The following is a 25,998-nucleotide window of genomic DNA, read 5'->3' as shown; positions in this document are numbered from 1 at the left end:
CAGCCCCCCTTTTATTTCTGTGTCCCTTACTTACGTGTATGTATGAAAAAAGTTTCATATTATGAAAATCTTGTAAAACAAGCACAAAAAAAGGGACGGCAGCATAGTTGCTACCGTCCTAAAGATTGGCTCCTTGGATGAAGGGGTTTTCATCTATTATATTATCAACGATATGTTAAGTAAGAATAAATACCTTGTAAAGGTATTGTAAACTATTCCATTTGTATCCTCTTATTAAAGCGGACAGTAAAGGTTGTCCCCTCTCCAACCCTGCTCTTTACCGTGATCTGCCCTTTGTGAGCCTCCACAAGATGCTTCACGATGGCGAGCCCGAGTCCCGTCCCCCCCGAATTGCGGCTCCGTGCCTTATCAACCCGGTAGAACCGCTCAAAAATCCGCGGCAGCTCCTCTTCACTGATCCCGATCCCGGAATCTGAAACCGTAACCCAGGCATGATCCTTGCCGTTCCTCAAGCTTAAGTTCACAGATCCTCCCTTAGGAGTATAGGTGAGCGCATTATTAATGAGGTTGATAAAGATCTGCTTAATCCGGTAAACATCTCCGATCGCCGGAATCACTTCAGCCTCGCTGTCAACTGTGAGTACAATTTCTTTTTCCTCTGCCTTGCTTGACAGAATGGCCACTATATCATCTGCGATTTCATGAAGATCACAATCACTGAAAGTCAGCCTGAAGGCCTGCTGCTCAATTTTGGACAAGTCAAGCAGGTCCTGGATAAGGGTTTGCAGCCGGTCACTCTCTTTTAAAATAATGGACAGGAAGTATTCCAATGTCTGCTTATCAGACATCGCTCCGTCCAGAAGCGTTTCTGAAAAACCCTTGATCGACGTGATGGGCGTTTTTAATTCATGCGATACGTTTGCAACGAAATCCTTTCGCATCTGCTCAAGTTTTTTCAGCTCGGTAATATCATGAAAAACGAGAACGATGCCTTTCCACTCATCATTTGTGCCGATAATTGGGGCCCCGTAAATTTCAAAATGCCTCCGGTCAATCCCGATCGCTACCTGCAGCTGCTTCCGGAGACGCACTTCCGTCATAAAGATTTCTTCAATGATATCGACAATCTCTTTATGCTCAAATGCATCGTAATACAGCCGATATAGAAAATGTTCGGGATCCGCCTGAAAAATCTCCTTGTACGCCCGGTTGACAAGGTTGATGTAGCCTCTGCCGTCAATCAGAATGAGTCCGCTTCCCATATTTTCAATCAGGGTTTCCAGCCGGTCCTTCTGCATTTCCTGTGCTCTCGTCATATCCTGCAGATTTCTCGCCAGGATGTTAATGGACTGGCTCAGCATGCCGGTCTCATCTAAATGGTCTTCGTAGGTTCTTGCTTTATAGTTGCCTTTGGCAAGTTCCATCGCAACCTTTGTCGCACTTTCGATCGGTTTCGTATACTGTGATGTGATCCTGAAGCCTAGGAGCAGTATGACCACGAGTGACAATCCCAGACTGGTGACGAGAAGCCCCCATATCTGCTGATTCACCTGTTTAAGAGATTCAATAGGCGTGCTCAGAATAAGGAAAGCTGTCTCTTTGTTTTGGTCTGTGACCTCGAGAGCATAGTAATAGAGCCCCTCACTCTGACCTCTTGCTTTAGAGGCCCCGTTGCCGCTTAAGAGCTTATCCAGTGCTTTTTGCACCAGCTCATTTTCATAACCGCTCTTGTCTCCAGCTTCCAGGAGAATCCTGCCTTCAGGTGAAACGATGGAAATATGGGACTGGGCTGCCTTGCTCGCTTCTTCAAGCAGCGGTTCCGTCCTTTCAGCATCAAGACCCGCTTCTGAAACGAGCAGAGCCGCAAGTCTCGCTTCCTTCTCTATTCTCTCTTTGAACGTATCCACATAGTAGCTGTTAAAAATTTGCCCAAGCAGCAGACCGAGTCCTACCAAAACAGCTATGATAAGCGTAATAAGAGCAAATAACAGCCTGGAGCGGAATTTATTCATCCGCCTTTGGCTCCTCGAGCTTATAGCCTAGCCCGCGGATTGTTTTAATATAGAGAGGCTTCTTCGTGTTGCGTTCGATTTTCTCTCTGAGGTGGCTGATATGTACGTCCACAATCCGTGTGTCTCCTGCAAAATCGTAATTCCATACAGCACTCAGAAGCTGATCGCGTGTCAGCACCCTTCCTTTATGCCTTGCCAGATAGACGAGCAGTTCAAACTCCTTCGGTGTCAGTTCCAAGCGTTCCTGCCCATAATAGGCTTCATAATGCTCGGGCAGAATCCGCAAGTCCCCGATGATAATTTTTTCGGAGGAATCGAGCTCTTCCTTTACTTCACTGTCCGCCATAAACTGGGTACGTCTTAAAATCGCCTTTATTCTGGCGACAACCTCCCTCGGGCTGAAAGGTTTCGTCATATAGTCATCTGCGCCCAGCTCAAGCCCCAGCACCTTATCGAATTCATCATCCTTTGCGGTCAGCATCAGGATCGGCACCATCACTTTCTGCTGACGGAGCTGCTTGCATACCTCAATCCCATCCATCTTAGGAAGCATCAAGTCAAGAACCATCAAATCCGGTGATTCAGTAAGCCCTTTTTGCAGTCCTTCACTTCCATCCATGGCGGTTACCACTTCATAGCCTGCCTGCTCAAGATTATATTGAAGCAAAGTTAAAATGGAATGTTCATCATCCACTACTAGAATCTTCTTGCTCATAAAGGCCTCCAAATCGTATTTTCCTCGTATGGCATGATGCCATTATCTCTATTATAGTCAAAGATTTGGGTTCTACAAAAGGGGAAGATGAGAACTTGCGGAGATATTTCTCTCTTTACGTTGTAATCATCTCATTTTATGGAAAATTTTATTAGAAAAGGGGTGTAATCCTTTCCGGATTTAGAATAGGGGGTTATAGAGGCTGAGCAGAAAAAAAACCGGGAATGCTATTTCAGCATTGCCCCCGGTCTCTATTTCCCCGCCTGCTTCATCAGAAGTTATGAAAGGCTTCTCCATCTGTGTTTTCAGGATAAAACGGAGGAATCACCTCCAGCATTCCCTCAATCGCGGTTTCATCATCTTCGTTCAGCGTGTGAACATGAATACAGATGATCCCTTTTTCCGGGTCTGTCTTTTTTACTTCAAAGAAAAATCTCAGCACTTCGTAGTGGTATACAGGCACATGGTATTCCAGATGCTGCATTGTCACATGGCTGCCGGGTCCCGGAAAATATTTTGTGACGGCTGAAGTGATAAACCCCGAGAGCATAACGGCTGGTACGAGCGGTTTTTTAAATGGCGTCACAGAAGCATAATCGTGCTGAATATATAGTGGATTGGCATCGTTTGTGAGCCCCAGATACAGCAGCAGGTCTTTATCCTCCATCTTTTCTGTAAGAGTCAGCTTTTCCCCTATTTTGATTTCTTCAATCGGTCTGCCGAGCTTTCGCTTTTTCCCAAGAACCATCCCATTTCCCCCTCTATCTATGTAATCGCTTACAAATATATTTTTATGAATGAATCTTCTGCTCAGTCCGAATAGAAAAAAGAAATTGGAGTTTCCTCCAATTTCTTTCTGTTTTTCAGTTAGATAGAACCTTCATCACGTTCCGGACAGAATCGGCTGATTTTTCAAGTGCCGCCTTTTCGTCCTCCGTCAATTCAAGCTCAATGATCTGCTCGAGGCCGTTCTTGCCAAGCACGGCCGGTACCCCCAGATAGATCCCATCAAAGCCATATTCGCCTTCTAGATAAGCGATAGCCGGAATAACGCGGCGCTGATCTTTAATGATGGCTTCTGTCATTTCCACAAGGGAAGCAGCCGGAGCATAGTAAGCACTTCCGTTACCGAGAAGATTGACAATCTCGCCGCCGCCCTTCCGTGTCCGTTCAACAATGGCATCCAGACGTTCTTTTGGCATCAGCTTCTCGAGAGGAATCCCGCCTGCGTAGGAGTATCTGACAAGCGGTACCATATCATCGCCGTGCCCTCCAAGAACGAAGCCTGTAACATCTTTAACGGAAAGATTGAGCTCCTGGGCTACAAAGGTACGGAAGCGTGCCGTGTCAAGAACACCTGACTGTCCAATCACCCTGTGCTTAGGCAGGCCCGATTCGGTAAAGACCGCATAGGTCATCGCGTCTACCGGATTGGTCAGCACGATAATGGTGCATTCCGGAGAATAGCGGACAATCTCCTTAGCTACGTTTCTCATAATTTTTTCATTGGTTGCTACAAGGTCATCCCTGCTCATGCCGGGCTTTCTCGCAATGCCTGCAGTAATGACCACAACATCCGAATCCGCTGTATCCTCATAGCTCGAGGTTCCCGTAATATTGGCATCAAACCCCATTACAGGTCCTGCTTCAAGCATATCGAGCGCCTTGCCTTTTGTCGGATCCTCCATCTGCGGAATATCCACAAGCACTACGTCTCCCAATTCTTTTGCTGCCAGCAGAAAAGCTGTCGTCGCCCCTGTAAACCCTGCACCGATAACTGAGATTTTCTTGCGTCGATTCATCTTCTCATCCTCCTGTCGGTAAAATGCGGCCGCTTGTATTTTAAAGCAAGGCAATGCCGGGAGCGGCATTGCCTTCATGTATGGATGCATTATCCCATATTTTTAATAAGCTCGTCCCCGAACTGGGAACATTTCACTTCAGTCGCGCCATCCATCAATCGCGCAAAATCGTAAGTAACAACTTTTGATTCGATTGTCTTTTCGACTGACTGGATAACGAGATCAGCTGCTTCATTCCAGCCAAGGTGCTCAAGCATAAGGACACCGGAAAGCAGAACAGAAGAAGGATTCACTTTATCAAGACCGGCATATTTAGGAGCCGTTCCGTGTGTCGCTTCAAAGATTGCATGTCCTGTTTCATAGTTGATGTTGGCACCCGGTGCGATCCCGATTCCGCCAACCTGTGCTGCCAGTGCATCTGAAATGTAATCCCCGTTCAGGTTCATCGTAGCCACCACGTCGAACTCGCTTGGACGTGTCAGGATCTGCTGAAGGAAAATATCAGCAATAGAGTCTTTAATGATGATTTTACCGGCAGCTTCTGCTTCACTTTGCGCCTGGTTTGCTGCATCTTTGCCGTCTTTTTCAATGATTCTGTCGTATTCCGCCCATGTGAATACTTTATCGCCGAACTCTTTTTCCGCAAGCTCATAGCCCCAGTTTTTGAAGGCTCCTTCTGTATACTTCATGATGTTTCCTTTATGAACCAGCGTGACAGACTTGCGTCCCTGATCAAGAGCATACTGGATGGCTGCTCTTACAAGACGGGAAGTCCCTTCCTGTGAAACCGGCTTGATCCCGATTCCGGATGTTTCAGGGAAACGAATTTTGTTAACTCCCATTTCGTTTTGAAGGAAAGAGATTAATTTCTTCACTTCGTCAGACCCGCTCGCATATTCGATTCCTGCGTAGATGTCTTCCGTATTCTCGCGGAAAATCACCATGTCTGTATCCTCAGGGCGTTTAACCGGTGAAGGAACACCCTTGAAGTAGCGCACAGGACGAAGGCAAGTGAACAGATCCAGTTCCTGGCGAAGCGCGACATTAAGAGAGCGGATTCCGCCTCCTACAGGAGTTGTAAGCGGTCCTTTAATCGCAATGATGTATTCACGGATCGCATCAAGCGTCTCTTCCGGAAGCCAGCTTCCTGTCTTGTTGAATGCTTTTTCTCCAGCGAGTACTTCTTTCCAAATGATCTGCTTTTCGCCGCCGTATGCTTTTTCTACTGCCGCTTCAAGGACACGGGATGCTGCAGCCCAGATATCAGAACCGATTCCATCGCCTTCGATATAAGGGATGATTGGCTGGTTTGGAACATTCAATACACCGTTATCTACTGTAATTTTTACACCGTTCGTCATGTTTGTTACCTCCCGTTTATGTATACTGCTCACAATAAAATGGTAAAAGAGGTTAACTTTTCAGTCAACCTCTAAACCGGCTTTATGCTGAAAAATCAGCAAGAAAGCCGGTTTTATGCCTGAATCAGGAACGCTCCGCGATCGGAACATAACGCTGTTTATCCGGACCTGTGTAATCAGCGCGCGGACGGATCAGACGGTTGTTCTCATATTGCTCAAGAATATGGGCAAGCCATCCGGATACCCGGCTGACTGCAAAAATCGGCGTGAACAAATCATGGTCAATCCCAAGACTGTGGTAAACAGAAGCTGAGTAAAAGTCCACGTTCGGCGGAAGGGATTTTTCAGAAGTCACAATCTCTTCAACACGAAGGGACATTTCATACCACTTGCTGTCTCCGGTCAGGTTGGAAAGCTTCTCAGACATTTCTCTGAGATGCTTCGCGCGCGGATCGCCATTGCGGTAAACACGGTGGCCGAAGCCCATGATTTTTTCCTTGCGGGAAAGTTTTGCCTGAATATAGGACTCAGCGTTTTCCACATCTCCGATTTCATTAAGCATTTTCATAACCGCTTCATTTGCTCCGCCGTGAAGTGGGCCTTTTAATGCACCGATCGCAGCAGTAACGCCTGAGTAAATGTCTGACAGCGTAGCTACACATACACGTGCTGTAAATGTAGAAGCGTTCAGTTCATGGTCAGCATGCAGTACAAGTGCTTTGTTGAAAGCTTCTACTGCGACGCTGCTTGGTTCTTCACCTGTCAGCGTGTAAAGGAAGTTTGCTGCGATTCCGTAATCGCTGCGCGGCTCAACCGGTTCAAGACCTTTACGGATTCTGCTGAACGCCGTAACAAGAGTCGGAAGTTTAGCCTGCAGGCAAATCGCTTTCCTGTAATTTGCATCAGGTGACATATCATCTGCTTCCGGGTCAAACAGGCCAAGCATGGACACTGCTGTACGGATGGCAGCCATAGGGTGAACTTCTGAAACGTTATACTGTTTGAAATGTTCAACAATTTCATTCGGTATTCTTGAATTGTCAGCCAGCTGGTCCTTTATATCCCTCAATTGATCTTCTGTCGGAAGCTTGCCGTGCCATAACAAATAGATTACTTCTTCAAAGCTTGCATGATCTGCCAGATCATCAATGTTATACCCTGCATATGTAAGAGTATCATCGATGATGGAGCTTACTGCAGAAGTAGTCGCTACTACCCCTTCAAGACCGCGGGTTGCTGTCATATCCAATCTCTCCTTTGCGCATTTTTCCCATTTCAAGACATAAAGAGTAAAAGAAAGAGTATCATTCTTTTATTCTATCAAAATTAAATGAATGAGCGCTTGCTCGGAAGCCGGCCGGCAAAAGTAAATGCTTACATTTTCACATATAAAAATAATCAGAACTTTCAGTCTGCGGCGGCTCCACAGTGTAAGGGCATACATCCATTTAATAGTCTACGTTCATTATAAACAATAATCAGAAGTTTGTGAATTGAAAGCAATGAAATGCGGGGAAAAAAATTTGGCAATAAAATTTTTTTAAAGGGAAATGGCATGAAAGAAGCCACATCCCCTTACATCCGATTATTTAATTGCTATTATGCTATATCACCCGAAAAGCTTGACGAGCTGCATCGCCAAATAAGCGATACCCGCTCCAATCAGCGGTCCCACAGCCACTCCATTAAAAAGTGCCACAGCTAAGATTGTTCCCAGCACGAGTGCGGCCGTTATGTGCGGATCCTGCGCCAGAAGAGTCACTCCATTTTTGGCAATAAGGGCAACTGCGATCCCTGAACCGAGGGCAATCCATGCGTAATAGGATTTCATTGCTTCGCCCAACTGTTTGAAGCCAATTTCCCCTGTCGCGATCGGAACGAGCACAGCAATCGTGATCACGGTCACGCCCCAGTTGATGCCTTTAGACTGAAGCAACGGAAAGATCTTGGAATCAAGTCCGGTCCATTTGAGCAAAAGCAGGAATCCGGCGGCGATCATCAGCGATTGATTTTTGGCAGCTACGCCGATTCCAAGCAAAATGAGCAGAAATACACTAGCCTGATTCATTGGCTTCCTCCTTTTAGGAATGTTTGATGGAAATGGCCAGTAAACATAACAGTACAACCTCTTTTGATAGGAGAATTGCATTGAATCATTTTGCGCTTGCCATCGTAAGGGTCCTTGCAGCTGCAGCTGTGCTGGCCGCGTCTGCAAGTATCCTCTATCTTTCATTCCCTATAGTTTATCCTTTTATTTTAGCCTTTTTTCTAGCCTGGCTGATTAAAAAACCGGCAGATTTTGTGCATGCATATACAGGAATGCCGGCCGGGCTTTCAGCTGCCGCAGTACTGGCCGCCCTTTTAGCAGCTGCAGGAGGACTCACGGCGCTTGCAGCGCTTGAAACCGCCGCCTTCATCCAAAATGCTGCCCTTTCTTTGCCGGTATGGCTCAATTCCATGTCAGGAGCCTTTAATCATATCCTTTCCCACCAGGTTTCCCCGCTGATCGCAAAGACGTCCGAACAATTTTCTGCCTTGAACCCGACACAGCAGACGGCTGTATTAACCGAGTTAAAAAAGGCCGGGAACAGTTTGATCGGAGAAGCCGGAAGCCTGCTCAGAGAGTGCTTTAACACCATTCCGGCAGTCATCATGTGGATTCCCAATGCAGCCAGTGTGGCTGTCATTATTGTATTTGCGGCGTTTTTCATTTGCAGGGATTGGGACAGGATCATCCTTTTATTAAACCGGAAGCTCCCTGAACCTGTACTGAGCCGGTTTTATATGCTTGGCAGGGAGACCGGGAAAGCTTTCACAGGTCTGATCAAGGCTCAGATCCTTTTGAACCTGATCACAATGGCAGCGGTTTTTCCAGGCTTGCTTTTTCTCGGGGTTCCGCATGCGTTAACGGTTACGCTGCTGATCGGCTTCGTCGATTTCATCCCTTATGCCGGCAGCGGTCTCGTATTTATCCCTTGGGTCCTTTACCTGCTGTTGACCGGGCAGACAAAGCTTGCAAGCGGGCTTGCCGTCCTGTTTTTACTTATTGCAGGAGTCCGGCAGATCCTTGAACCGAAAATCTACTCCCGCTCCATAGGCTTAAATCCGCTCGTCACCCTGATCGGCATTTATGCAGGATACAAATGCTTCGGGCTTATAGGAATGGCAGCCGGCCCTCTCGTACTGACGGTTCTGCAGAGTTTATACAAGCTCCGCCTTTTTCATGATATCTGGGGGTATCTCGTCCGGAAGTGAATGGCCCCTTCAGGCTATTGTGCTGAGATTCACCACTGCTTATGATGGACTGCTGAATTTCCACAAAAGAAAAAGACGGTACTCCCGTATCCGTCATAGTACTTATGATTTGATGATGGTTACCCGGTTCCTGTTCATTCTCCGCTGTACAGCCCGCAGGATAAAAGGCTTTACCTTCTTCCTCGTAAACGGGAGCAGAAGGAAAAAACCGGCCAGATCTGTAACAAACCCCGGGGTCATGAGCATGATTGCTCCTGCCAGGATGCACATGCCATCCACGATCTCTTCTCCGGGAAGAATTCCTCTGTTCATTGCATTCCGGGCACGCTCCCAAGTCTCAAGACCCTGCTTTCTCGCAAGCAGTGCTCCGCCGATTCCAGTGGCAAGAATCAGGAGAATGGTTGGAAGGATTCCTATTGTCTTCCCTGACCAAATCAGAATTCCCAGCTCAGCTGCCGGGATGAGTATAAGCAAAAGCATTATTTTTTTCATGCTCCTGCCTCCATTCTTAGTAGTTTTTTTACCATCCGCACCGGTACAGGCTGCTGTGCTGCGAACGGCACAGTCATGAAAGGGATTCCTTTTATTATACCGGTCTCCTTCCCCTGCATGCTAATTTAAAAGCAGTTATAAAAAAAGGAAGGCTTAAGGCCCTCCTTTTTCTGCCGTTCTTTAGATGACGCTGGCATGTCCTTTATAGATGGCACCGCGTGTACCGTCTACTGTAATTTCCATGCCGTCTTCCAGTACCGCTGTCGCGTTTTCCACGCCAACGATTACCGGGATTCCAAGGCTTAGCCCGACAACTGCTGCGTGGCTTGTCAATCCGCCTTCTTCAGCGATTAGGGCCGATGCTTTTCCAAGCGCATCCATCATATCACGGTCAGTACCGCGTGTTACGAGGATGGCGCCTTCTGTCATTTTTGCAGAAGCTTCTTCGGCATTGTTCGCTACAACAACTTTACCAAAAGCGGATTTGCGGCCGATCCCCTGACCTTTTGCAAGGATATCTCCAACAATATACACTTTCATAAGGTTTGTAGTGCCCGCTTCACCAATCGGAACACCTGCAGTGATCACGATCAGATCACCATGCTTGACGATTCCTGTGTTGATGGATTCCTGCACGGCATTTTCAAGCATTTCATCCGTAGAAGCAGCTTTTGTGCCCGTTTTGGAATAAACGCCCCATACAAGAGAAAGCTTTCTGGATACTGAATCACAGGAGGTGATCGCAGCAATCGGTGCTTTCGGACGGTATTTGGAAATCATTCTAGCTGTATGTCCGCTCTCTGTAGGCGTTACAATAGCAGCCGTATTCAAATTCAGCGCTGTGTGAGCAACAGACTGGCCAATCGCATCTGTGATGGTCATGCCTGTTTCTTCGCGGCGTTTGGAAAGAGTTCCTTTATAATCAAGAGCCTGTTCTGCTCTTGATGCGATATTGTGCATCGTCTGAACCGCTTCGATCGGGTATTGGCCCGCAGCCGTTTCACCGGAAAGCATAATGGCATCCGTGCCGTCAAAGATGGCGTTCGCTACGTCACTTGCTTCCGCACGTGTCGGACGAGGGTTGCGCTGCATGCTGTCAAGCATCTGTGTTGCTGTAATAACAGGCTTGCCAAGTGCATTGCACTTTTTGATCAGATCTTTTTGAACGAGCGGAACTTCCTCAGCAGGAATTTCCACACCCAAATCTCCGCGCGCTACCATAAGGCCGTCTGAAACCTCAAGGATTTCGTTAATGTTGTCTACGCCTTCCTGGTTTTCAATCTTCGGAATGATTTGGATATCCGCTGCTTTGTGCTCCTCAAGAAGTTCACGGATTTCCAGAACATCAGATGCACGGCGTACAAATGAAGCAGCAATAAAGTCTACTCCCTGCTCGATTCCGAAAACGATATCCTTCGCGTCTTTTTCTGTAATTCCAGGAAGATTTACACTGACACCAGGAACGTTTACACCTTTTTTGTTCTTAAGCGTACCGCTGTTCATGATTTTTGTTCTGATTTCGCCGGCAGCAGCGTGCACTTCAATCACTTCAAGTCCGATCAGTCCATCATCAAGAAGAATGGTAGATCCAGGCTGAACATCATTTACGAGACCTTCGTAGCTGATGGAGAATTTCTCCGGTGTTCCGATGACTTCATTCATTGAAACGATGACTTCGTTTCCTGCTACGAGTTCCATTGTTCCGTCCTGCATGGAATGAGTACGGATTTCCGGTCCTTTTGTATCCAAAAGAATAGCTACAGTCTTGCCAGTCAGTCTGGAAGCTTCACGGATGTTTACGATGCGGTTTCCGTGCTCTTCAAAATCTCCATGGGAAAAGTTAAGGCGGCAAACATTCATGCCTGCCTCCATAAGAGCTGTCAGCTGTTCAACAGATTCACTCGCAGGACCAATCGTACAAACTATTTTCGTTTTACGCATTCAGATAATTCCTCCTAATGTAATTATGGAAACGATACCAACCTGGCCGCTTGATTAAATGGACAGCTCCTGTGAAAGCTGGTAAAGCTTCGGATCTACTGTGTGCTTCGTTTCAAGAATTTCAATAATGTCATGATCAACAAGCTGGTTGTTTTGGATTCCGACACAGCGGCCGCCCTTTTCTTCCAGGAGCAATTCCACTGCATAAGCACCTAAACGGCTTGCAAGAACCCGGTCAGCTGCAGTCGGTGTTCCGCCGCGCTGAATATGACCCAAAACGGAAACCCTCGTTTCAAATTTTGTAGCCTCTTCAATCTTCTTCCCGAATTCCACGCCGCTTCCAACACCCTCGGCAACGATGATGATGCTGTGCTTCTTGCCGCGCTCGTGCCCTCTCTTAAGGCGTCCGACCACATCATCCATATCGTGATCCGCTTCCGGAATCAGGATGGTTTCCGCACCGCCAGCGAGACCGGACCAAAGAGCGATATCCCCTGCATGGCGGCCCATTACTTCAATCACATATGTACGCTCATGAGACGTTGCTGTATCGCGGATCTTATCGATGGCATCGATTACTGTATTCAACGCAGTATCAAAACCAATCGTCAAATCCGTTCCCGGAATATCGTTGTCGATCGTACCGGGTACACCTACACATGGAAAGCCCATTTCAGTAAGCTTCTTCGCGCCCATATAGGACCCGTCACCGCCGATGACAACAAGACCTTCAATTCCGAACTTTTTCAGCTGCTCAATGCCTTTTTCCCGGCCTTCAACCGTTTTAAATTCAGGACAGCGGGCTGTGTAAAGCTTTGTGCCTCCGCGGTGAATGATATCCCCTACGGATCCAAGCTCTAATTTCTCTATATGACCGGCAATTAATCCGGCATAACCATGGTAGATTCCAAAGACCTCTACGTTATGGTAAATTGCTTTACGGACTACAGCGCGAACCGCTGCATTCATGCCCGGAGAATCTCCTCCGCTTGTCAAAACGCCGATTCTTTTCAATTTCTTCACCCCGATAGGTAGTATGTAAGTACTTTTAAGATAACATGAAGGAAATGGCAGTACAAACCGTAATCGACTTTTGTCGAAAATTCTTCATATCCTGCTAACCGTATTCATTATACAATACTTTTTTGCAGAAAGAAAAACTTTGTTAGAAATTTTAAGGAGCTAATTTTAACAGCATTAACTTATTTTAGGTATTTCATAATCGAATAAAATTCTTTCCGTTTCTGAGGAGCTGAAACCTGCGTGGAAACGGGAAAAATGGCTGTTTAAGAAGGTTTTTCTGCGGAAAATGATCGTAAATAGCCCCTGTTCCCTCCGATCCGGCAGATAAAAAAGGGGGAAACTGCTTTTCGGGGTTGTAAACAGAGCCTAATTCATGCGCTTCATCCAGATATCGGCGGAAATTAAAATATATCGGCCAAGTTGACGATATATCGGCGAAAATTTGAATATATCGGTCAAAATGACGATATATCGGCGAAATCCGCAAGATATCGGTCAAAACCACAATTCCGGCGGAAACCTTGAGAGCTGCCGGCCGCAATCATCCCATCTCCTTCAGTCTCCCACCAGCACCGCCTCAGCCAGCTTGCCCGAAGCGTCAGCCAACTTGCCGCAGCACCGCTAAATATACCCCTTACCCCAGCCAACTTTCCCCTTCTCCGCTGAATACACCCCTGACTCCACTCAAATAACCGGCCCGTTTTCGGGGCCGGTTCATATAGGTCAGCGGCTGCTTATGGTTTCTTCTGTAAAAGAGCCGATCGATTTATATTTTTCATAGCGGTGCTCAATAAGCGATGCGCGATCCATTTTGATAAGAGACTCTAGTGATTTGCTCACATACGGTTCGATCAGGTACGCCTGTTCTTCAACGTCCCGGTGGGCGCCGCCTTTTACTTCGGCGATGATTTCGTCGACTACACCGAGCTTTTTGAGATCCGGCGCTGTTATTTTCATGGACTCTGCTGCTCTTTTCGCCTGGCTGGCATCTTTCCACAGAAGGGCAGCGGCTCCTTCTGGAGAAATGACAGAGTAAGTGGAGTTTTCAAGCATGAGCAGATGATTTCCTACGCCGATGCCAAGTGCTCCCCCGCTTCCCCCTTCACCGATGACAATGCAGATGACCGGTACGGAAAGGCCGGCCATTTCAAAAAGATTTTTTGCGATCGCTTCGCTTTGGCCCCGTTCCTCTGCAGCCTTGCCTGGATATGCTCCTTTTGTATCAATGAAGGTAATAATCGGACGGCCGAATTTGTCGGCCTGCTTCATCAGTCTGAGCGCTTTTCGATAGCCTTCCGGGTGAGGGGAACCAAAGTTGCGGCGGATGTTTTCCTTCGTATCTTTCCCCCGCTGATGGCCAATTACCGTGACAGGAATGCCTTTAAATTTTGCGATACCGCCGATAATTGCTTCGTCATCTCCGAAGTAGCGGTCTCCATGGCATTCAAAAAAGTCCGTGAAAAGAAGCTCCACATAGTCCATTGTGGTCGGTCTCCGGGGATGGCGGGCAATTTGTACCCGGTCCCATGGACTGATATTTGTATAAATCTCTTTTTCAAGCTTCTCCAGACGGTTTTCCAGCCGTTCTATCTCAGAAGACAAATCGACATCGGCCGTTGCAGTAAAATCCTTCAATTCGGCGATTTTTTTCCGTAACTCTGTTACGGGCTTTTCAAATTCCAATTCTCCCATCATGCCTGTCTGCCTCCTTGATGAAGATCCAGTATTCTGGCGAGCGTTTCTTTCATTTCAAGCCTTGGCACTACAGAATCCAGCTGGCCGTGCTTGAGGAGAAATTCCGCTGTCTGAAAATCCTCAGGAAGCTCTTCGCGGATGGTCTGTTCAATGATTCTCCTGCCCGCAAACCCGATAAGGGCTCCCGGTTCAGCAAGGTTGTAATCGCCAAGAGACGCGAAGCTTGCCGATACACCGCCGGTTGTCGGGTGGGTCATCACGGAAATGATGAGTCCGCCCTCATTGCTGAACAGCTTTAAGGCAGAACTGGTTTTCGCCATTTGCATCAGGCTCAAAACGCCTTCCTGCATTCTCGCGCCGCCTGAAGCGGTAAAAATGATGAAAGGTGTCTTTTGCTTTCTCGCCTGTTCTACCGCTCTTGTAATCTTTTCACCTACGACAGAACCCATGCTTCCCATCCGGAAGCTTGCGTCCATTACAGCAATGACGGTCCGAAGTCCTTCAATCGTCCCTTCGCCCGTAACAACGGCTTCGTTCTGTAAGGTCTTTTTGCGGTCTTTCTCCACTTTTTCTATGTATTCCGGGAAATCAAGGGGATTTTCGGAAATCATATCCTGATCATATTCTTTAAACGATTGGTCATCCAGCAGGCTTTTCAGGCGTTCCTTTGCGTTCATCTGCATGTGATAGCCGCAGTTCACACATACTTTCAGGTTTTTCGTTAACTCTTTGGTTAAAATGATTTTCTTGCAGCTTGGGCATTTCGTCATTATGCCTTCAGGAACGTCCTGCCTTGCCTGTTCGGACGGAATTGAAGCATACTTTTTTTTCTTGGAAAAAAGATCCTTAAGCATCTTGGATACCTCCCTGTTCGTTCACTCTTATTAACCTGAAGACTGTGTTAAACGGAGCTGCTGAATTTTCCGCTGCAGCCGCCTGCGGTCCCGGCTTCCGTTTCAGCTTTCCTTAAGAAAAACAAGCCTTTTTCTATTACTTTATACAACATGCTTTGCATTTTGTGTAAAACGGTGTCAGCTTAATTGGACAATTTTGTACTGGCTGATCTGTTTGTAAACGAGCAGGACAAGTTTTTTATTTTTGAGGATGAGTCCGGAGAGCAGCTCTTCGAATACCGGAGCAGACGGTTCTTCCAGCGTGATTCCCGCCTTCAGATAGTCTCCCAGTACGAGCCAGGTTCTGTATAGAAGGCGGTTTCCGGAAAGCTTGATCAGCTTCCCCATAAGCTGTTCGCAGGAAAGATCGCCTTTTCTGAATTCCCGGTCAAGCTGAATCAGCGCCTTCTTATCATGATTATCCAATAGTTTTTCGATAGCCTGCTTTTCAATAAGAGCACTCATCTCAAAAATATCTTCTACAGCTTTGGCATCCTCAAGGACATAGAGGCCCAAGACTCTGACGAGGTGATTTTCCCGGAAATCTTTGATAAAAGTTCCTTCTCCCCGTCTCGTCTCAATGATTCCCAGCAGTTCGAGGGCGCGCAGCGCTTCTCTGACAGAAGAACGGCCGACGTTTAAGCGGTCGGCCAGCTCTCGTTCTGATGGAATTTTATCGCCGGGTGTGAGCCTGTCATGAGTGATGATTTGCCTGATTTGCTGAAGCGTCTCCTCGTAAACCCTGGATTTAGGACCGGGTACGCTGTCCATCCTGCTCAATGTTCGCCAATGACGGCGAGCTGTCTTGTTTTTTCAGCGACTTCTTCCGGAGAAACTTTAATCCTTGCAACGCCTGTTTCCATTGCTGCTTTTGCAACGGCAGCGGCAACAGCAGGAGCTACCCTTGGGTCAAACGGAGCAGGGATGACATAGTCCGGGGTTATGTCCGCCTCATCGATTAAGCCGGCAATCGCTTCAACCGCAGCCATTTTCATTTGCTCATTAATGTGGGTGGCCCTGACGTCCAAAGCCCCCCTGAAAATTCCCGGGAACGCAAGAACATTATTGACCTGGTTCGGGAAATCGGAACGGCCGGTGCCGATGACCAGAGCTCCCGCCTCACGCGCATCCTCCGGCATGATTTCCGGAACAGGATTGGCCATTGCGAAAATGACCGGATTCTCCTTCATCGTCTGAACCATTTCTTTCGTCAATGCGCCCTCTACGGATACACCGATAAATACATCTGCGTCCACCATTGCATCTGCAAGGGTGCCGTCCAGTTTTTCGCGGTTTGTAAACTTGGCTACTTCGTCTTTGACACTGTTCATTCCAGCCGGGCGCCCTTCATAGATTGCACCTTTGGAATCACACATGATGATATCACGGACACCGTAATTATATAAAAGTTTGATAATGGCAATTCCTGCGGCACCTGCACCGTTGGCTACTACTTTAATAGAAGACATTTTCTTGCCCGCAAGCTTTAAGGCATTCAAGAGGCCTGCTGCTGTGACGATCGCTGTTCCGTGCTGGTCATCGTGGAAGATTGGAATGTTCGTTTCTTTCTTAAGTCTTTCTTCAATGACAAAACAGTTAGGGGCAGCGATATCCTCCAAGTTCACACCGCCGAAAGTCGGCTCAAGAAGCTTCACTGTCTCTACTATCTTATCAACATCCGTTGTATTCAGACAGATCGGAAATGCATCCACTCCTGCAAAACTCTTGAAGAGAACCGCTTTCCCTTCCATTACAGGTAGAGCTGCTTCCGGACCGATGTTTCCCAGCCCAAGCACCGCAGTGCCGTCCGAAACAACTGCTACCATGTTGCCTTTCATTGTATAATCAAAAACTTTGCTTTTATCGTCATAGATGGCTTTGCATGGCTCTGCTACTCCTGGAGAATAGGCCAGGCTTAAATCCTTGGCATTCCGGACCGGCACCTTTGATTTAGATTCCAGTTTCCCCTTGTTGATGCGGTGCATATGCAGCGCTTCTTCCCGTAAAGACAATACGCTCACTCCTTCTTGGATTCCGCTTGAGTGGTCTGACCACTTATGTAATATAAAAACTATAACATAAGCAGGAAACGCAGACAAAGCTTTTTAAATATCCTCATTTTTTCAACACAACGTGGTCTTCCCCCAGCAGATTTTTAAGCGTCCGGATGCAGCTGTCAGATGCGGACACCGTTTTAAACCCGGGGATCTGAACCGTTTTTTTATCTTCCGGATTGTATAAGTAAACGGGCGTTTCCCCTTTGTGCTTCTCGATCACTTTTTTCAGTTCCGTCATTTTCGCTGTATGCCGGTCTTTGCCGTCTATTTTCAGAAAAAGCTTGCCTGCTCCGGCAACAGGCTTTGCTTCATCCAGCTTGGCAGCTTTTTGAATGATGAATTGAACCGTATCATCACGCCATTCCGCTTTTCCTTCCGCCAGAAGCAGCCGGCCTTCTGTCAGCAGGTCAGACAAAAGGGAATACTGCCGCGGAAAGCACACACCTTCCGCGTCTCCTGTTTCATCACTCATGGTTACGAAAGCCATGAGTTCCCCTTTTTTGGTGCGGATGGTCCGGACCTTTGAAAGGTAAACCCCTGCTTTGAAGTAGCTTCCTGCCTTCTTTTCCAGCTGATCAAGTTTCACCGAGTGCAGGTCCTCCAGCAGCTTTTTATAGCTGCTGACCGGATGGTCGGAGAAATAGAAGCCGAGCGCTTCTTTTTCAAACTGAAGCTTTTCTGCAATCGTGAAGGGCTCAACTTCAATATACTTTGGCTTTAGCGCAAATTCCTCGTCAAATCCCAGATCCATCTGGCCGTCCCCGTCAGCAGGCCTCATGAGCTCAGCGTGCTCAAGGGCTGCATCAAGAGTGGCAAGCAGTGATTCCCTCGCCACTCCGAATTCATCAAAAGCACCTGAGAAAATAAGTGCCTCTATCGTTCTCCGGTTTGCCGTTTTAGCAGAAACCCTGAGGCAGAAATCAAACAGATCCTCGAAGGGCTTTTGCTTCCTGGCTCTGAAAATATCCTTTACAGCAGCGACACCGACATTTTTTATCGATGAAAGACTGTAGCGGATTCCCTCACCTTCCAATCTGAACGGAACCTCGCTCTTATTAACGGAAGGCGGCAGAATCTCCAGATTTTTGCCGCGGGCTTCTTTGACGTATTGGGCAACCCGGTCATCATTGCCGGCCGAACTGGTCAAAAGTGCGGCCATAAATATCAGCGGGTAATGGGCCTTCAGATAAGCGAGCTGAAAGCCGATCATACTATAGGCAACCGCATGGCTCCGGTTGAAGCCGTAATCGGCAAAACGGACAATCAGATCGTATACTTCGTTCGCATCGCGGCTGCTGTAGCCTTTCTTCAGGCATCCGGCTGTGAAGTGCTCCCGCTGTTCATCAAGCACAGCTTTTTTCTTCTTTCCAACAGCTCTGCGGAGCAAGTCAGCATCCCCCAGCGAAAAACCGGCCATCTTTGAAGCGATCTCCATAATCTGCTCCTGATAAACGATGACTCCGTAGGTCGATTTTAAAATCTCCTCTAAATGGGGGTGGGGATAGTGGATAGGTGCCTTCCCATGCTTTCTCTCGATATAGTTCGGAATGTTTTCCATCGGACCCGGCCGGTAAAGGGCGTTTACCGCTGCCATATCTTCAAGGCTTTCAGGCATCAGCCTTCTGAGAACGCTCCGCATTCCCTCGGATTCCAGCTGAAAGACTCCTGTTGTGTCCCCCTCACCGAGCAGCCGGAAAGTTTTTTCGTCGCTGTAGCCGATTTCTTCGAAAGAAGGAAGCGGTTTTTGTGCAGCCCGGATCGTTTTCATAATGGATTCGATCAGCGAAAGATTCCGCAACCCGAGAAAATCCATTTTCAATAGCCCCAATTCCTCGAGATAATCCATGGAATACTGGGTTAAGTATACGTCTTGATGGCCTTCCTTCAGCGGAACAACAGAAGTAAGGGGTTCCTCGCTGAACACGACGCCCGCTGCATGAGTCGATACGTGTCTTGGCAGCCCTTCAATTTTACGGGCGATGTCCATAACCTTTGCAGCTTGTGGAGATTGCTGCACTTCTTTTACAAGGGAAGGAGATTCCTTCAGTGCTTTTTCAAGCGTGATCCCCGGACCGGTCGGGATCTTTTTGGCCAGCTGATCGGCTTCTTTCGGTGAAAGCCCCAATACCCTGGCCGTATCCCTGATAGATGCCCGGGCGGCGAGGGTTCCGAACGTAATAATCTGGGCCACTCGGTTCGTTCCGTATTTCCGTGCCACATATTCAATGACTTCATCTCTTCTTGTGTCCGGAAAATCAATATCAATATCCGGCATGCTGATTCTGCCCGGATTGAGAAACCGTTCAAATAAAAGGCGGTGTTTAATAGGATCTACATTCGTAATCTCCAACACATACGCAACGAGCGACCCTGCTGCAGAGCCTCTTCCCGGTCCGGTCAGGATGCCGTGCTCATGCGCATATTTCATAAAATCCCATACAATCAGGAAGTAATCGCTGAACCCCATCTTCCTGATGACATCCAATTCATATGTAAGCCTGCTGTATGCCTCTTCAGACGGTTCGCGGTATCGCTTTTTCAGTCCTTCAAGGCACAGTCTTTCCAAATATTCTTCAGGCTGTTCGCCGCCGGGTGCTGGAAATGAGGGAAGCCGCGCCTTTCCAAGTCCCAGCTCTACATGGCACCGGTCCGCGATTTTAAGCGTGTTCTCCAGCGCATCCGGAAGGTCGCGGAACAGCTCTGCCATATCGTGAGGCGTCTTGAAATATCGTTCGTTTGACTGCTCCTGCCGGTTCTCCTCAAGCTTGGCGCCCTGCTGAATTGCCTGCAGGGTCTGAAAAGCAAGGTGGTCTTCTTTTTCCAGGCAGCGCACATCATTCAATGCGGCCATTTCAGCGCCTGTACTGGCTGCAAGTTCAATCAGCCCGGCATTTAATGCATCTTCCTCCGCATTTAATTCGGTTTTTTGAATGCCGATAAAAAAAGAATCGGTTCCGAACAGGTTTAAATAGTGAACGGCAGCTTCTGCGGCTGCCTCTTTTTCTTCATTTTCAAGCAGGGAATCGAGCCACCCGCCTCTGCCCGGGGAAATGGCGATAAGTCCCTCACCATAGCTTCTCAGCCACCGGTCGGGAATCCCGTCCTGTGATTTTGTCTGCAGCGCGCTGCTGATTTTCAGCAGATTTTGGTAGCCTGTATGGTTTTTTGCAAGAAGAATAAGCGGATAGCTTGCGGAAACGTTCTCCTGAGGGGGAAACACAGCTGCTGTCAGACCGATGACCGGTTTAATTCCTTTGCTAATACATTGTTTATAAAACGAAACAGCTCCGTACATAACGCCTGAATCAGTCAATGCCAATGTGCTGACATGAAGTTCAGATGCCTTCTGCACGAGACGGTCCAGCCGCACAGAGCTGTTCAGCAGACTGTATGAACTTTGTAATTGAAGATGTACAAACGGCATTTATCATCCCATCCTAACGGCTTTCATGCCTTTTATTATAGAACAAACGTGCGCTCTTCTCAAATCCCGCCCCTTTCAGGCAGATGCTCAAAACATACTTTACGGGGTCTGTCCATATATTGAAGGGAGAGGTGATGCACACATGGAAAAAGCATTTCTGCCTGCTTTTATTGACAGTTATTTTATTGCTCTTGGGGTCCTGCTCGGAGGAAGCATCATTGGCGGAATCGGTGCTTATTTATCAGGTGAGCCGCCTATGACTACCATCTTGGAATTTGCGAACCGGCTCAAGATCTGGGCGCTCGTCGCAGCGATCGGCGGAACCTTTGATGCGTTCTACAGCTTTGAAAGAGGTTTGTTTAACGGGGAAACAAGGGATATCCTGAAGCAGGTCATGCTGATCGTATCAGCAATGGGAGGCGCCCAGACCGGCTGGCTCCTGATTACCTGGCTGACCCAGGAGCACCTTTCATGAGGATCCCTCCCTACTACAAAAAACCGGGCTGGCAGCGTTTTTTTGCCGGAACTATGGCCGGGGCGGTCATCAGCTGGTCTGTTTTCCTTTTCACATACGGGGTCCTTCAGGAGAAACAAGTCAAGATTATGGAAAAGCAGGAATCAGCGATTATGGAGCTAAAGCAAAGCAACAGCATCTACCAGGAAGAATCCCGGGAATTGAACGAGCAGCAAGCGAAAAAGCTTTCTGTTCAGGAAATCAATGTTCATTTACTGAACGGAGAACGATTCAAGCTCAGCCCGCTTATGATCCACAAAATACAGATAGAAGCGAAGGAAGACCTGTCCGATCTCATGGACAGGGATTTGGAGAGTATTTTTGAGAGCAGGAAAATCATCAAGAAAACCATTGAAAATAAAGTGTATCCGATCGATGACAAGGACTACCGGCTGCTTGTCAAAGAAATGACTATTTATACATCCATCCATATTGAAGTAGAGGTTTTTTTCGCAAATTGAGGATTTTTTTGAATTTTTATTCAATTTTATCGCAAAATCCCTTCTCTTTGGATACAATAGGTTTACAGATGATTCCAAAAGGAGGAAGCAAAATGGAGGTGCTGACACAAAAGCTGTTTATAAAAGAAAAAGTGGAAAGAATAATGAGCGGATATTCTGCTTATGCTGAATCACCGGAAATGGCAAGCCTGCTGAAAAAAGAAATCAGCAAGCTTAAGCTGAGTGTGTATGAAGATGTTACAGATATCGGAAGCTGGTTCATTCCTGAAGCATCGGGCTCCGGCGGGCCTTCTGCCTCCTGATTGCTAAACGCCCCGGTATTCCCTGCAGATGGTCTCCAGTTCTTCGAACACTTTTTCTGCCTCTTCCCACTTTTCAATGGAGGCTCCGGCAGCTAAAGGATGCCCGCCTCCACGGTATCTTTTTGCCAATCCATTGATCACAGGCCCTTTTGAACGCAGGCGCACCCGAATCTGATCTTTTTCCTCAACAAAAAATACCCAGGCTGTCATTCCCTCAATGTCCCCCAAAATACTGACAAGCTGAGAAGCCTCTGAAGGAGTTGTTTCATATTTTTCAAGCAAATCACTTCGGATAATCACACTTGCAGCACCTGACGGGGTTACCTCAAAATTCTGAAGTACATATCCGCTCAGCTTCGCTACGTTGATTTTTGTTTTGTATAATTCACTGTACAGGCTGTTCAGCGGGAAACCGAAATCAATCAGCTCACTTGCATATTTGAAGGTGCGGTCTGTAGTGCTCGGGAAAAGGAACCTTCCTGTATCCCCTACGATTCCCGCATAAATGACTTCTGCTCCCTTCTGGCTGATTTCAAGCCCTCTGTCTTTTCCGCTCAAGTAAAACTCGTAAATCATTTCACTGACCGAGCTTGCCGAAGTATCCACCCAGATTAGATCCCCGTATTGATCCTCATTTGGATGATGGTCAATTTTGATAAGCATTTTCCCTTTTCCATAACGCTGATCACTGATCCGCTCCTGATTGGCCGTATCACAGACGATAACGAGTGCTTCTCTGTAATCTTCATCCGAAACCTCGTCCATTCTGTATAAAAATTCAAGAAACGGTTCGGTCTCACCTGTAACGAGAATCTTCTTATCAGGAAAAGAGCTTTTTAGCACCTCGGCAAGACCGCACTGTGACCCCAATGCATCAGGATCAGGACGGACATGGCGATGAATGATGATCGTTTCAAACTGCTGTACAGCATCCAGAATTTTCTCTTTCATTTCGTTCTCCTTTAGTATTTTTATACTATTTATTAAAACATACCCTGAAAAGAACTTAAAGACAGCTTTTCAGAATTCAAAAGAAAGATGGAAAAAACGTCCTGCTAAAGATAAAATATACTATACAGAATATTCAGGAGGCGGACTGCATGCCGATATTAGCCTTTTTCATAATCGTATCATTTGGATTTTATCTAACATACAAAGTAAAGCACTTCCGGTCCAAGAAACCGCTCCAGCGGGCTGTTTTCTCCGGAAAATCAAGCATGTCTCTCGGAGTATTCGTTTTCCTGTTCGGACTGAACCAGTTTTTCCTGTACCCATCCACCGTTTCCATCAGCATCGGCATTCTCTTTATGATTCTTGGGGCAGGAAGCATGTGGGCAGGCTTCCGATCGTGGCGTCATTATAAGCCGCTGGCTGACAAAGAAGCGGAAAACGGATTTATGTAGGCAGATTTAATCTGGGCAATCCGGCCGTTGCGTTTTATTTGGCCGCTGCAGCACTTTATTTGTCCGCTGACGCCGGTTATCTGGGCGTCGGCTTCTTTAATTTGGCCGTTGTATTCTATTTGTCCGCTGCACCACGTTATTTGTCCGTTGCCGCTACTAATCTGGCCGTCAGACTCTCTAATTTGGCCGTTGTTTATCTTAATTTGACCGTTCCATTTTATTTGTCCGTTTCACCATGTTATTTGTCCACTGCACCACGTTTTTTGTCCGTTTCCGCTACTAATCTGGCCGTCAGACTCTCTAATCTGGCCGTTGCACTCTCTAATTTGGCCGTTGTCCACCTTATTTTGACCGTTCCATTTTATTTGTCCGCTGCACCATGTTATCTGTCCGTTACCGCTACTAATCTGGCCGTCAGACTCTCTAATTTGGCCGTACTTCACCTTATTTTGACCGTTCCATTTTATTTGTCCGCTGCACCACTTTATTTGTCCGTTTCCGCTACTAATCTGACCGTCAGACTCTCTAATTTGGCCGTACTTCACCTTATTTTGACCGTTCCATTTTATTTGTCCGCTGAACCACGTTATTTGTCCGTTGAGGTAAATAATCTGGCCGTTGCACTCTCTAATTTGGCCATTGTTCACCTTAATTTGGCCATTCTATTTTATTTGTCCGCTGCACCACGTTATTTGTCCGTTGCCGCAGCTAATCTGGCCGTTGTTCACCTTATTTTGACCGTTCCATTTTATTTGTCCGCTGCACCATGTTATTTGTCCGTTGCCGCTACTAATCTGGCCGTCAGACACTCTAATTTGACTGTTGTTCACCTTATTTTGTCCATTCTATTTTATTTGTCCGCTGCACCACTTTATTTGTCCGTTGCCCCTACTAATCTGGCCGACGCACTCTCTAATTTGGCCGTTCTTCACCATAATTTGACCGTTCCATTTTATTTGTCCGTTCCAATACACCTCTATCCGCTTCCGCAGCCAATCTCTCCTGCCAGCCGCTTCCTCACAAAGTAAAAAACCCGGGAATGCTGAATAAGCAAACCGGGTTTTTTTTGTAGTCGGGCAGTTCAGCTTCTCTCCATGATCTGAACCATCATCATTGCTTTGCCGACGATGTTGCCTTCGTTGTATACATCTACATCCATTTTTCCGAACTTCCTGCCGACTTCGAGGATGCGGGGATGGATTTCAATGACAGAGTCCATCTGGACTGGCTTCAAAAACAGAATGGAGAGGTTTTCAACCACGAGGTCCCCTTTTTTCTGGGAACGGAGCAAGCGGTTCGCTGCTTCTGTTACCAGTGTTGTAAATACACCATAGGAGATTGTCCCAAGGTGATTTGTCATTTGGGGTGTTATGCTGCATTTGTACACATGTCCGCTTTTGATGGTCTCTGTATCCAAAAACTGATTTGTTACAATATCATCCAGCTTTTCACCGATTTGCGGCTGTCTCTGAATGACCTGAAGGGCTTTCAGGACATCCTGTCTCGAAATCATACCTTCAAGCTTTTGATGGCTGTCTGTCACAGGGAGCACTTCAATCCCCTCCCACACCATCATCTGAGCAGCAGATGCAACGGATGTTTTACCGTTCACTGTAATCGGATTGCGGGTCATCGCTTTCTCGACCGGACTGTCCTTATCGACACCCATGATATCCTTGGAGGTTACCATTCCGAGAACTTTATTGTTCCGGTCGATGACCGGAAACCGCCCGTGTCCTGTCTCCTGATTGTATTCATACCATTTTCCGACTTTGTCGGACGGTTCTAAACAAATGGTCTGGCTGGCCGGAGTCAGAATGTCTTCCACGAGTACGATTTCCTTTTTGATCAGCTGGTCATAGATGGCTCTGTTGATCATGGTCGCAACGGTAAATGTATCATAGCTTGTCGAGATGACCGGAAGCTCCATTTTGTCAGCAAGCTTTTTGACATGGTCATCTGTATCAAATCCCCCAGTGACAAGAACCGCTGCCCCGGCTTCCAATGCCAGCTGATGGGCATTGGTCCTGTTGCCGACGATCAGCAGGTTGCCTGCCCCTGTATAGCGCATCATGGCTTCCAGCTTCATCGCGCCGATGACAAACTTATTGAGCGTCTTATGAAGACCGCTCCGGCCTCCAAGCACTTGACCTTCGACCACGTTAACGACTTCGGCGAAGGTGAGTTTTTCAATGTTCTCTTTCTTTTTCCGTTCGATCCGAATGGTCCCTACACGTTCAATGGTACTTACAAAACCTTTATTCTCCGCTTCCTTTATGGCACGGTAAGCAGTTCCTTCACTCACATTCATTTCTTTCGCGATTTGCCGGACGGATATCTTTTCTCCTACTCCGAGCGAGTCAATGTAATTAATTATTTGCTCATGCTTTGTCGCCAAGCTTTTCACCCTTTGCCTGCTCTTATTTCCAGTATTTATTATAATCTTCTTTAGGCCGCACTTTCAACGAAGGTTATTGGTTTGTCAGATTTTACAAGGGTTTTGGATGCCGTTCTTTATGAGGAGGACCCTTGTGAAGCGAATGGCCCGGTTGCATAGGATAAGGTGTTGTGGCTCATAGAGGAAGAGCAGATAAAAATTCCGCTCTAATCTTGCAGAAAATGTCGAAGAATCTTTTTCTTTTACTTTCTATTTTCCGGCTAGGAAACCTATCTCAGCCTTTCACTGA

The 25,998-nt window shown here is 47.1% G+C and carries 24 protein-coding genes; 6 read left to right on the top strand and 18 right to left on the bottom strand.

All coding sequences use genetic code 11. From position 1 onward, the window contains the following. Positions 1-212: 212 nt before the first annotated feature. The 7 genes from pnpS to GKZ89_RS05580 all read right to left on the bottom strand — a co-directional run bounded on the left by pnpS (position 213) and on the right by GKZ89_RS05580 (position 7,919). Positions 213-1,973 (bottom strand): two-component system histidine kinase PnpS, encoded by a 1,761-nt coding sequence (gene pnpS, locus GKZ89_RS05610; protein ID WP_155111419.1) that lies wholly within the window; start codon positions 1,971-1,973, stop codon positions 213-215. Continuing rightward, the gene (locus GKZ89_RS05605; RefSeq protein WP_155111418.1) at positions 1,966-2,688 is read right to left on the bottom strand and encodes a response regulator transcription factor; all 723 of its coding nucleotides are present in this window, start codon (positions 2,686-2,688) and stop codon (positions 1,966-1,968) included. The genes pnpS and GKZ89_RS05605 overlap by 8 nt, the downstream gene beginning before the upstream one ends. Positions 2,689-2,959: 271 nt before the next feature. Continuing rightward, the gene (locus GKZ89_RS05600) at positions 2,960-3,436 is read right to left on the bottom strand and encodes a MaoC family dehydratase (protein WP_155111417.1); all 477 of its coding nucleotides are present in this window, start codon (positions 3,434-3,436) and stop codon (positions 2,960-2,962) included. A 115-nt stretch (positions 3,437-3,551) separates the two neighbouring features. Continuing rightward, the gene (gene mdh, locus GKZ89_RS05595) at positions 3,552-4,490 is read right to left on the bottom strand and encodes a malate dehydrogenase (protein ID WP_155111416.1); all 939 of its coding nucleotides are present in this window, start codon (positions 4,488-4,490) and stop codon (positions 3,552-3,554) included. Positions 4,491-4,579: 89 nt separating this feature from the next. Then, entirely contained in the window at positions 4,580-5,875 is a 1,296-nt protein-coding gene (gene icd, locus GKZ89_RS05590) for an NADP-dependent isocitrate dehydrogenase (RefSeq protein WP_338324900.1), read from the bottom strand. A gap of 100 nt (positions 5,876-5,975) precedes the next feature. Next, positions 5,976-7,094, bottom strand: coding sequence for a citrate synthase (gene citZ / locus GKZ89_RS05585; protein WP_155111414.1), 1,119 nt, complete (start codon positions 7,092-7,094; stop codon positions 5,976-5,978). A 366-nt stretch (positions 7,095-7,460) separates the two neighbouring features. Continuing rightward, complete coding sequence (locus GKZ89_RS05580) at positions 7,461-7,919, bottom strand: DUF441 domain-containing protein (RefSeq protein WP_155111413.1); 459 nt, start codon at positions 7,917-7,919, stop codon at positions 7,461-7,463. A gap of 80 nt (positions 7,920-7,999) precedes the next feature. Here GKZ89_RS05580 and ytvI point away from each other — a divergent pair, with 80 nt between their 5' ends. Continuing rightward, positions 8,000-9,106 (top strand): sporulation integral membrane protein YtvI, encoded by a 1,107-nt coding sequence (gene ytvI, locus GKZ89_RS05575; RefSeq protein WP_162356526.1) that lies wholly within the window; start codon positions 8,000-8,002, stop codon positions 9,104-9,106. Positions 9,107-9,208: 102 nt separating this feature from the next. Here ytvI and GKZ89_RS05570 read toward each other — a convergent pair whose 3' ends face one another. From GKZ89_RS05570 to dnaE, 9 genes are all read right to left on the bottom strand, one after another. Beyond that, positions 9,209-9,598 carry an FxsA family protein gene (locus GKZ89_RS05570; protein ID WP_155111411.1) on the bottom strand — a complete coding sequence of 130 codons (390 nt, stop codon included), beginning with the start codon at positions 9,596-9,598 and terminating at the stop codon, positions 9,209-9,211. Between the two features lie 180 nt (positions 9,599-9,778). Beyond that, a complete protein-coding gene (gene pyk, locus GKZ89_RS05565; RefSeq protein ID WP_155111410.1) occupies positions 9,779-11,539 on the bottom strand; it encodes a pyruvate kinase in 1,761 nt (586 codons plus the stop codon). 54 nt (positions 11,540-11,593) lie between these two features. After that, positions 11,594-12,553: a 6-phosphofructokinase gene (gene pfkA, locus GKZ89_RS05560; RefSeq protein ID WP_155111409.1), complete on the bottom strand. Its 960-nt coding sequence runs from the start codon at positions 12,551-12,553 to the stop codon at positions 11,594-11,596. Positions 12,554-12,755: 202 nt separating this feature from the next. Then, complete coding sequence (locus GKZ89_RS05555; RefSeq protein WP_155111408.1) at positions 12,756-13,103, bottom strand: hypothetical protein; 348 nt, start codon at positions 13,101-13,103, stop codon at positions 12,756-12,758. A gap of 182 nt (positions 13,104-13,285) precedes the next feature. After that, complete coding sequence (gene accA / locus GKZ89_RS05550) at positions 13,286-14,257, bottom strand: acetyl-CoA carboxylase carboxyl transferase subunit alpha (protein ID WP_155111407.1); 972 nt, start codon at positions 14,255-14,257, stop codon at positions 13,286-13,288. Continuing rightward, positions 14,254-15,111 carry an acetyl-CoA carboxylase, carboxyltransferase subunit beta gene (gene accD, locus GKZ89_RS05545; protein ID WP_155111406.1) on the bottom strand — a complete coding sequence of 286 codons (858 nt, stop codon included), beginning with the start codon at positions 15,109-15,111 and terminating at the stop codon, positions 14,254-14,256. Before accD ends, accA begins: the two co-directional genes overlap by 4 nt. 177 nt (positions 15,112-15,288) lie before the next feature. Beyond that, the gene (locus GKZ89_RS05540) at positions 15,289-15,921 is read right to left on the bottom strand and encodes a FadR/GntR family transcriptional regulator (protein WP_155111405.1); all 633 of its coding nucleotides are present in this window, start codon (positions 15,919-15,921) and stop codon (positions 15,289-15,291) included. 5 nt (positions 15,922-15,926) lie between these two features. Continuing rightward, positions 15,927-17,162 carry an NADP-dependent malic enzyme gene (gene ystJ, locus GKZ89_RS05535; protein ID WP_155111404.1) on the bottom strand — a complete coding sequence of 412 codons (1,236 nt, stop codon included), beginning with the start codon at positions 17,160-17,162 and terminating at the stop codon, positions 15,927-15,929. A 103-nt stretch (positions 17,163-17,265) separates the two neighbouring features. Continuing rightward, positions 17,266-20,631 carry a DNA polymerase III subunit alpha gene (dnaE, locus tag GKZ89_RS05530; protein ID WP_155111403.1) on the bottom strand — a complete coding sequence of 1,122 codons (3,366 nt, stop codon included), beginning with the start codon at positions 20,629-20,631 and terminating at the stop codon, positions 17,266-17,268. 142 nt (positions 20,632-20,773) lie between these two features. Here dnaE and ytrH point away from each other — a divergent pair, with 142 nt between their 5' ends. The 3 genes from ytrH to GKZ89_RS05515 all read left to right on the top strand — a co-directional run bounded on the left by ytrH (position 20,774) and on the right by GKZ89_RS05515 (position 21,908). Further along, positions 20,774-21,106 carry a sporulation membrane protein YtrH gene (gene ytrH, locus GKZ89_RS05525; RefSeq protein WP_155111402.1) on the top strand — a complete coding sequence of 111 codons (333 nt, stop codon included), beginning with the start codon at positions 20,774-20,776 and terminating at the stop codon, positions 21,104-21,106. Continuing rightward, positions 21,103-21,606 (top strand): sporulation membrane protein YtrI, encoded by a 504-nt coding sequence (ytrI, locus tag GKZ89_RS05520; RefSeq protein ID WP_155111401.1) that lies wholly within the window; start codon positions 21,103-21,105, stop codon positions 21,604-21,606. Before ytrH ends, ytrI begins: the two co-directional genes overlap by 4 nt. A 92-nt stretch (positions 21,607-21,698) precedes the next feature. Further along, positions 21,699-21,908, top strand: coding sequence for a YtzJ family protein (locus tag GKZ89_RS05515; protein ID WP_155111400.1), 210 nt, complete (start codon positions 21,699-21,701; stop codon positions 21,906-21,908). A gap of 3 nt (positions 21,909-21,911) precedes the next feature. Here the strand turns inward: GKZ89_RS05515 and GKZ89_RS05510 are convergent, their stop codons facing one another. Next, positions 21,912-22,859: a DHH family phosphoesterase gene (locus GKZ89_RS05510; protein WP_155111399.1), complete on the bottom strand. Its 948-nt coding sequence runs from the start codon at positions 22,857-22,859 to the stop codon at positions 21,912-21,914. 149 nt (positions 22,860-23,008) lie between these two features. Between GKZ89_RS05510 and GKZ89_RS05505 the strand changes: the two genes are divergently transcribed. Both GKZ89_RS05505 and GKZ89_RS05500 read left to right on the top strand, forming a co-directional pair. Further along, complete coding sequence (locus GKZ89_RS05505) at positions 23,009-23,311, top strand: YtpI family protein (RefSeq protein ID WP_155111398.1); 303 nt, start codon at positions 23,009-23,011, stop codon at positions 23,309-23,311. A 59-nt stretch (positions 23,312-23,370) separates the two neighbouring features. Continuing rightward, positions 23,371-24,339, top strand: a complete 969-nt coding sequence (locus GKZ89_RS05500) for a hypothetical protein (protein WP_155111397.1) — start codon at positions 23,371-23,373, stop codon at positions 24,337-24,339. 53 nt (positions 24,340-24,392) lie between these two features. On the opposite strand, the gene GKZ89_RS05495 is transcribed toward GKZ89_RS05500, so the two are convergent. After that, a complete protein-coding gene (locus GKZ89_RS05495) occupies positions 24,393-25,709 on the bottom strand; it encodes a CBS domain-containing protein (RefSeq protein ID WP_155111536.1) in 1,317 nt (438 codons plus the stop codon). Between the last annotated feature and the right edge of the window lie 289 nt (positions 25,710-25,998).

Source organism: Metabacillus mangrovi (genome assembly GCF_009711125.1).
Taxonomy (GTDB): Bacteria; Bacillota; Bacilli; order Bacillales; family Bacillaceae; genus Metabacillus_B; species Metabacillus_B mangrovi.
Note: the sequence above shows the minus strand (reverse complement) of the source record. Positions and strands in the feature narration are given on the sequence as shown.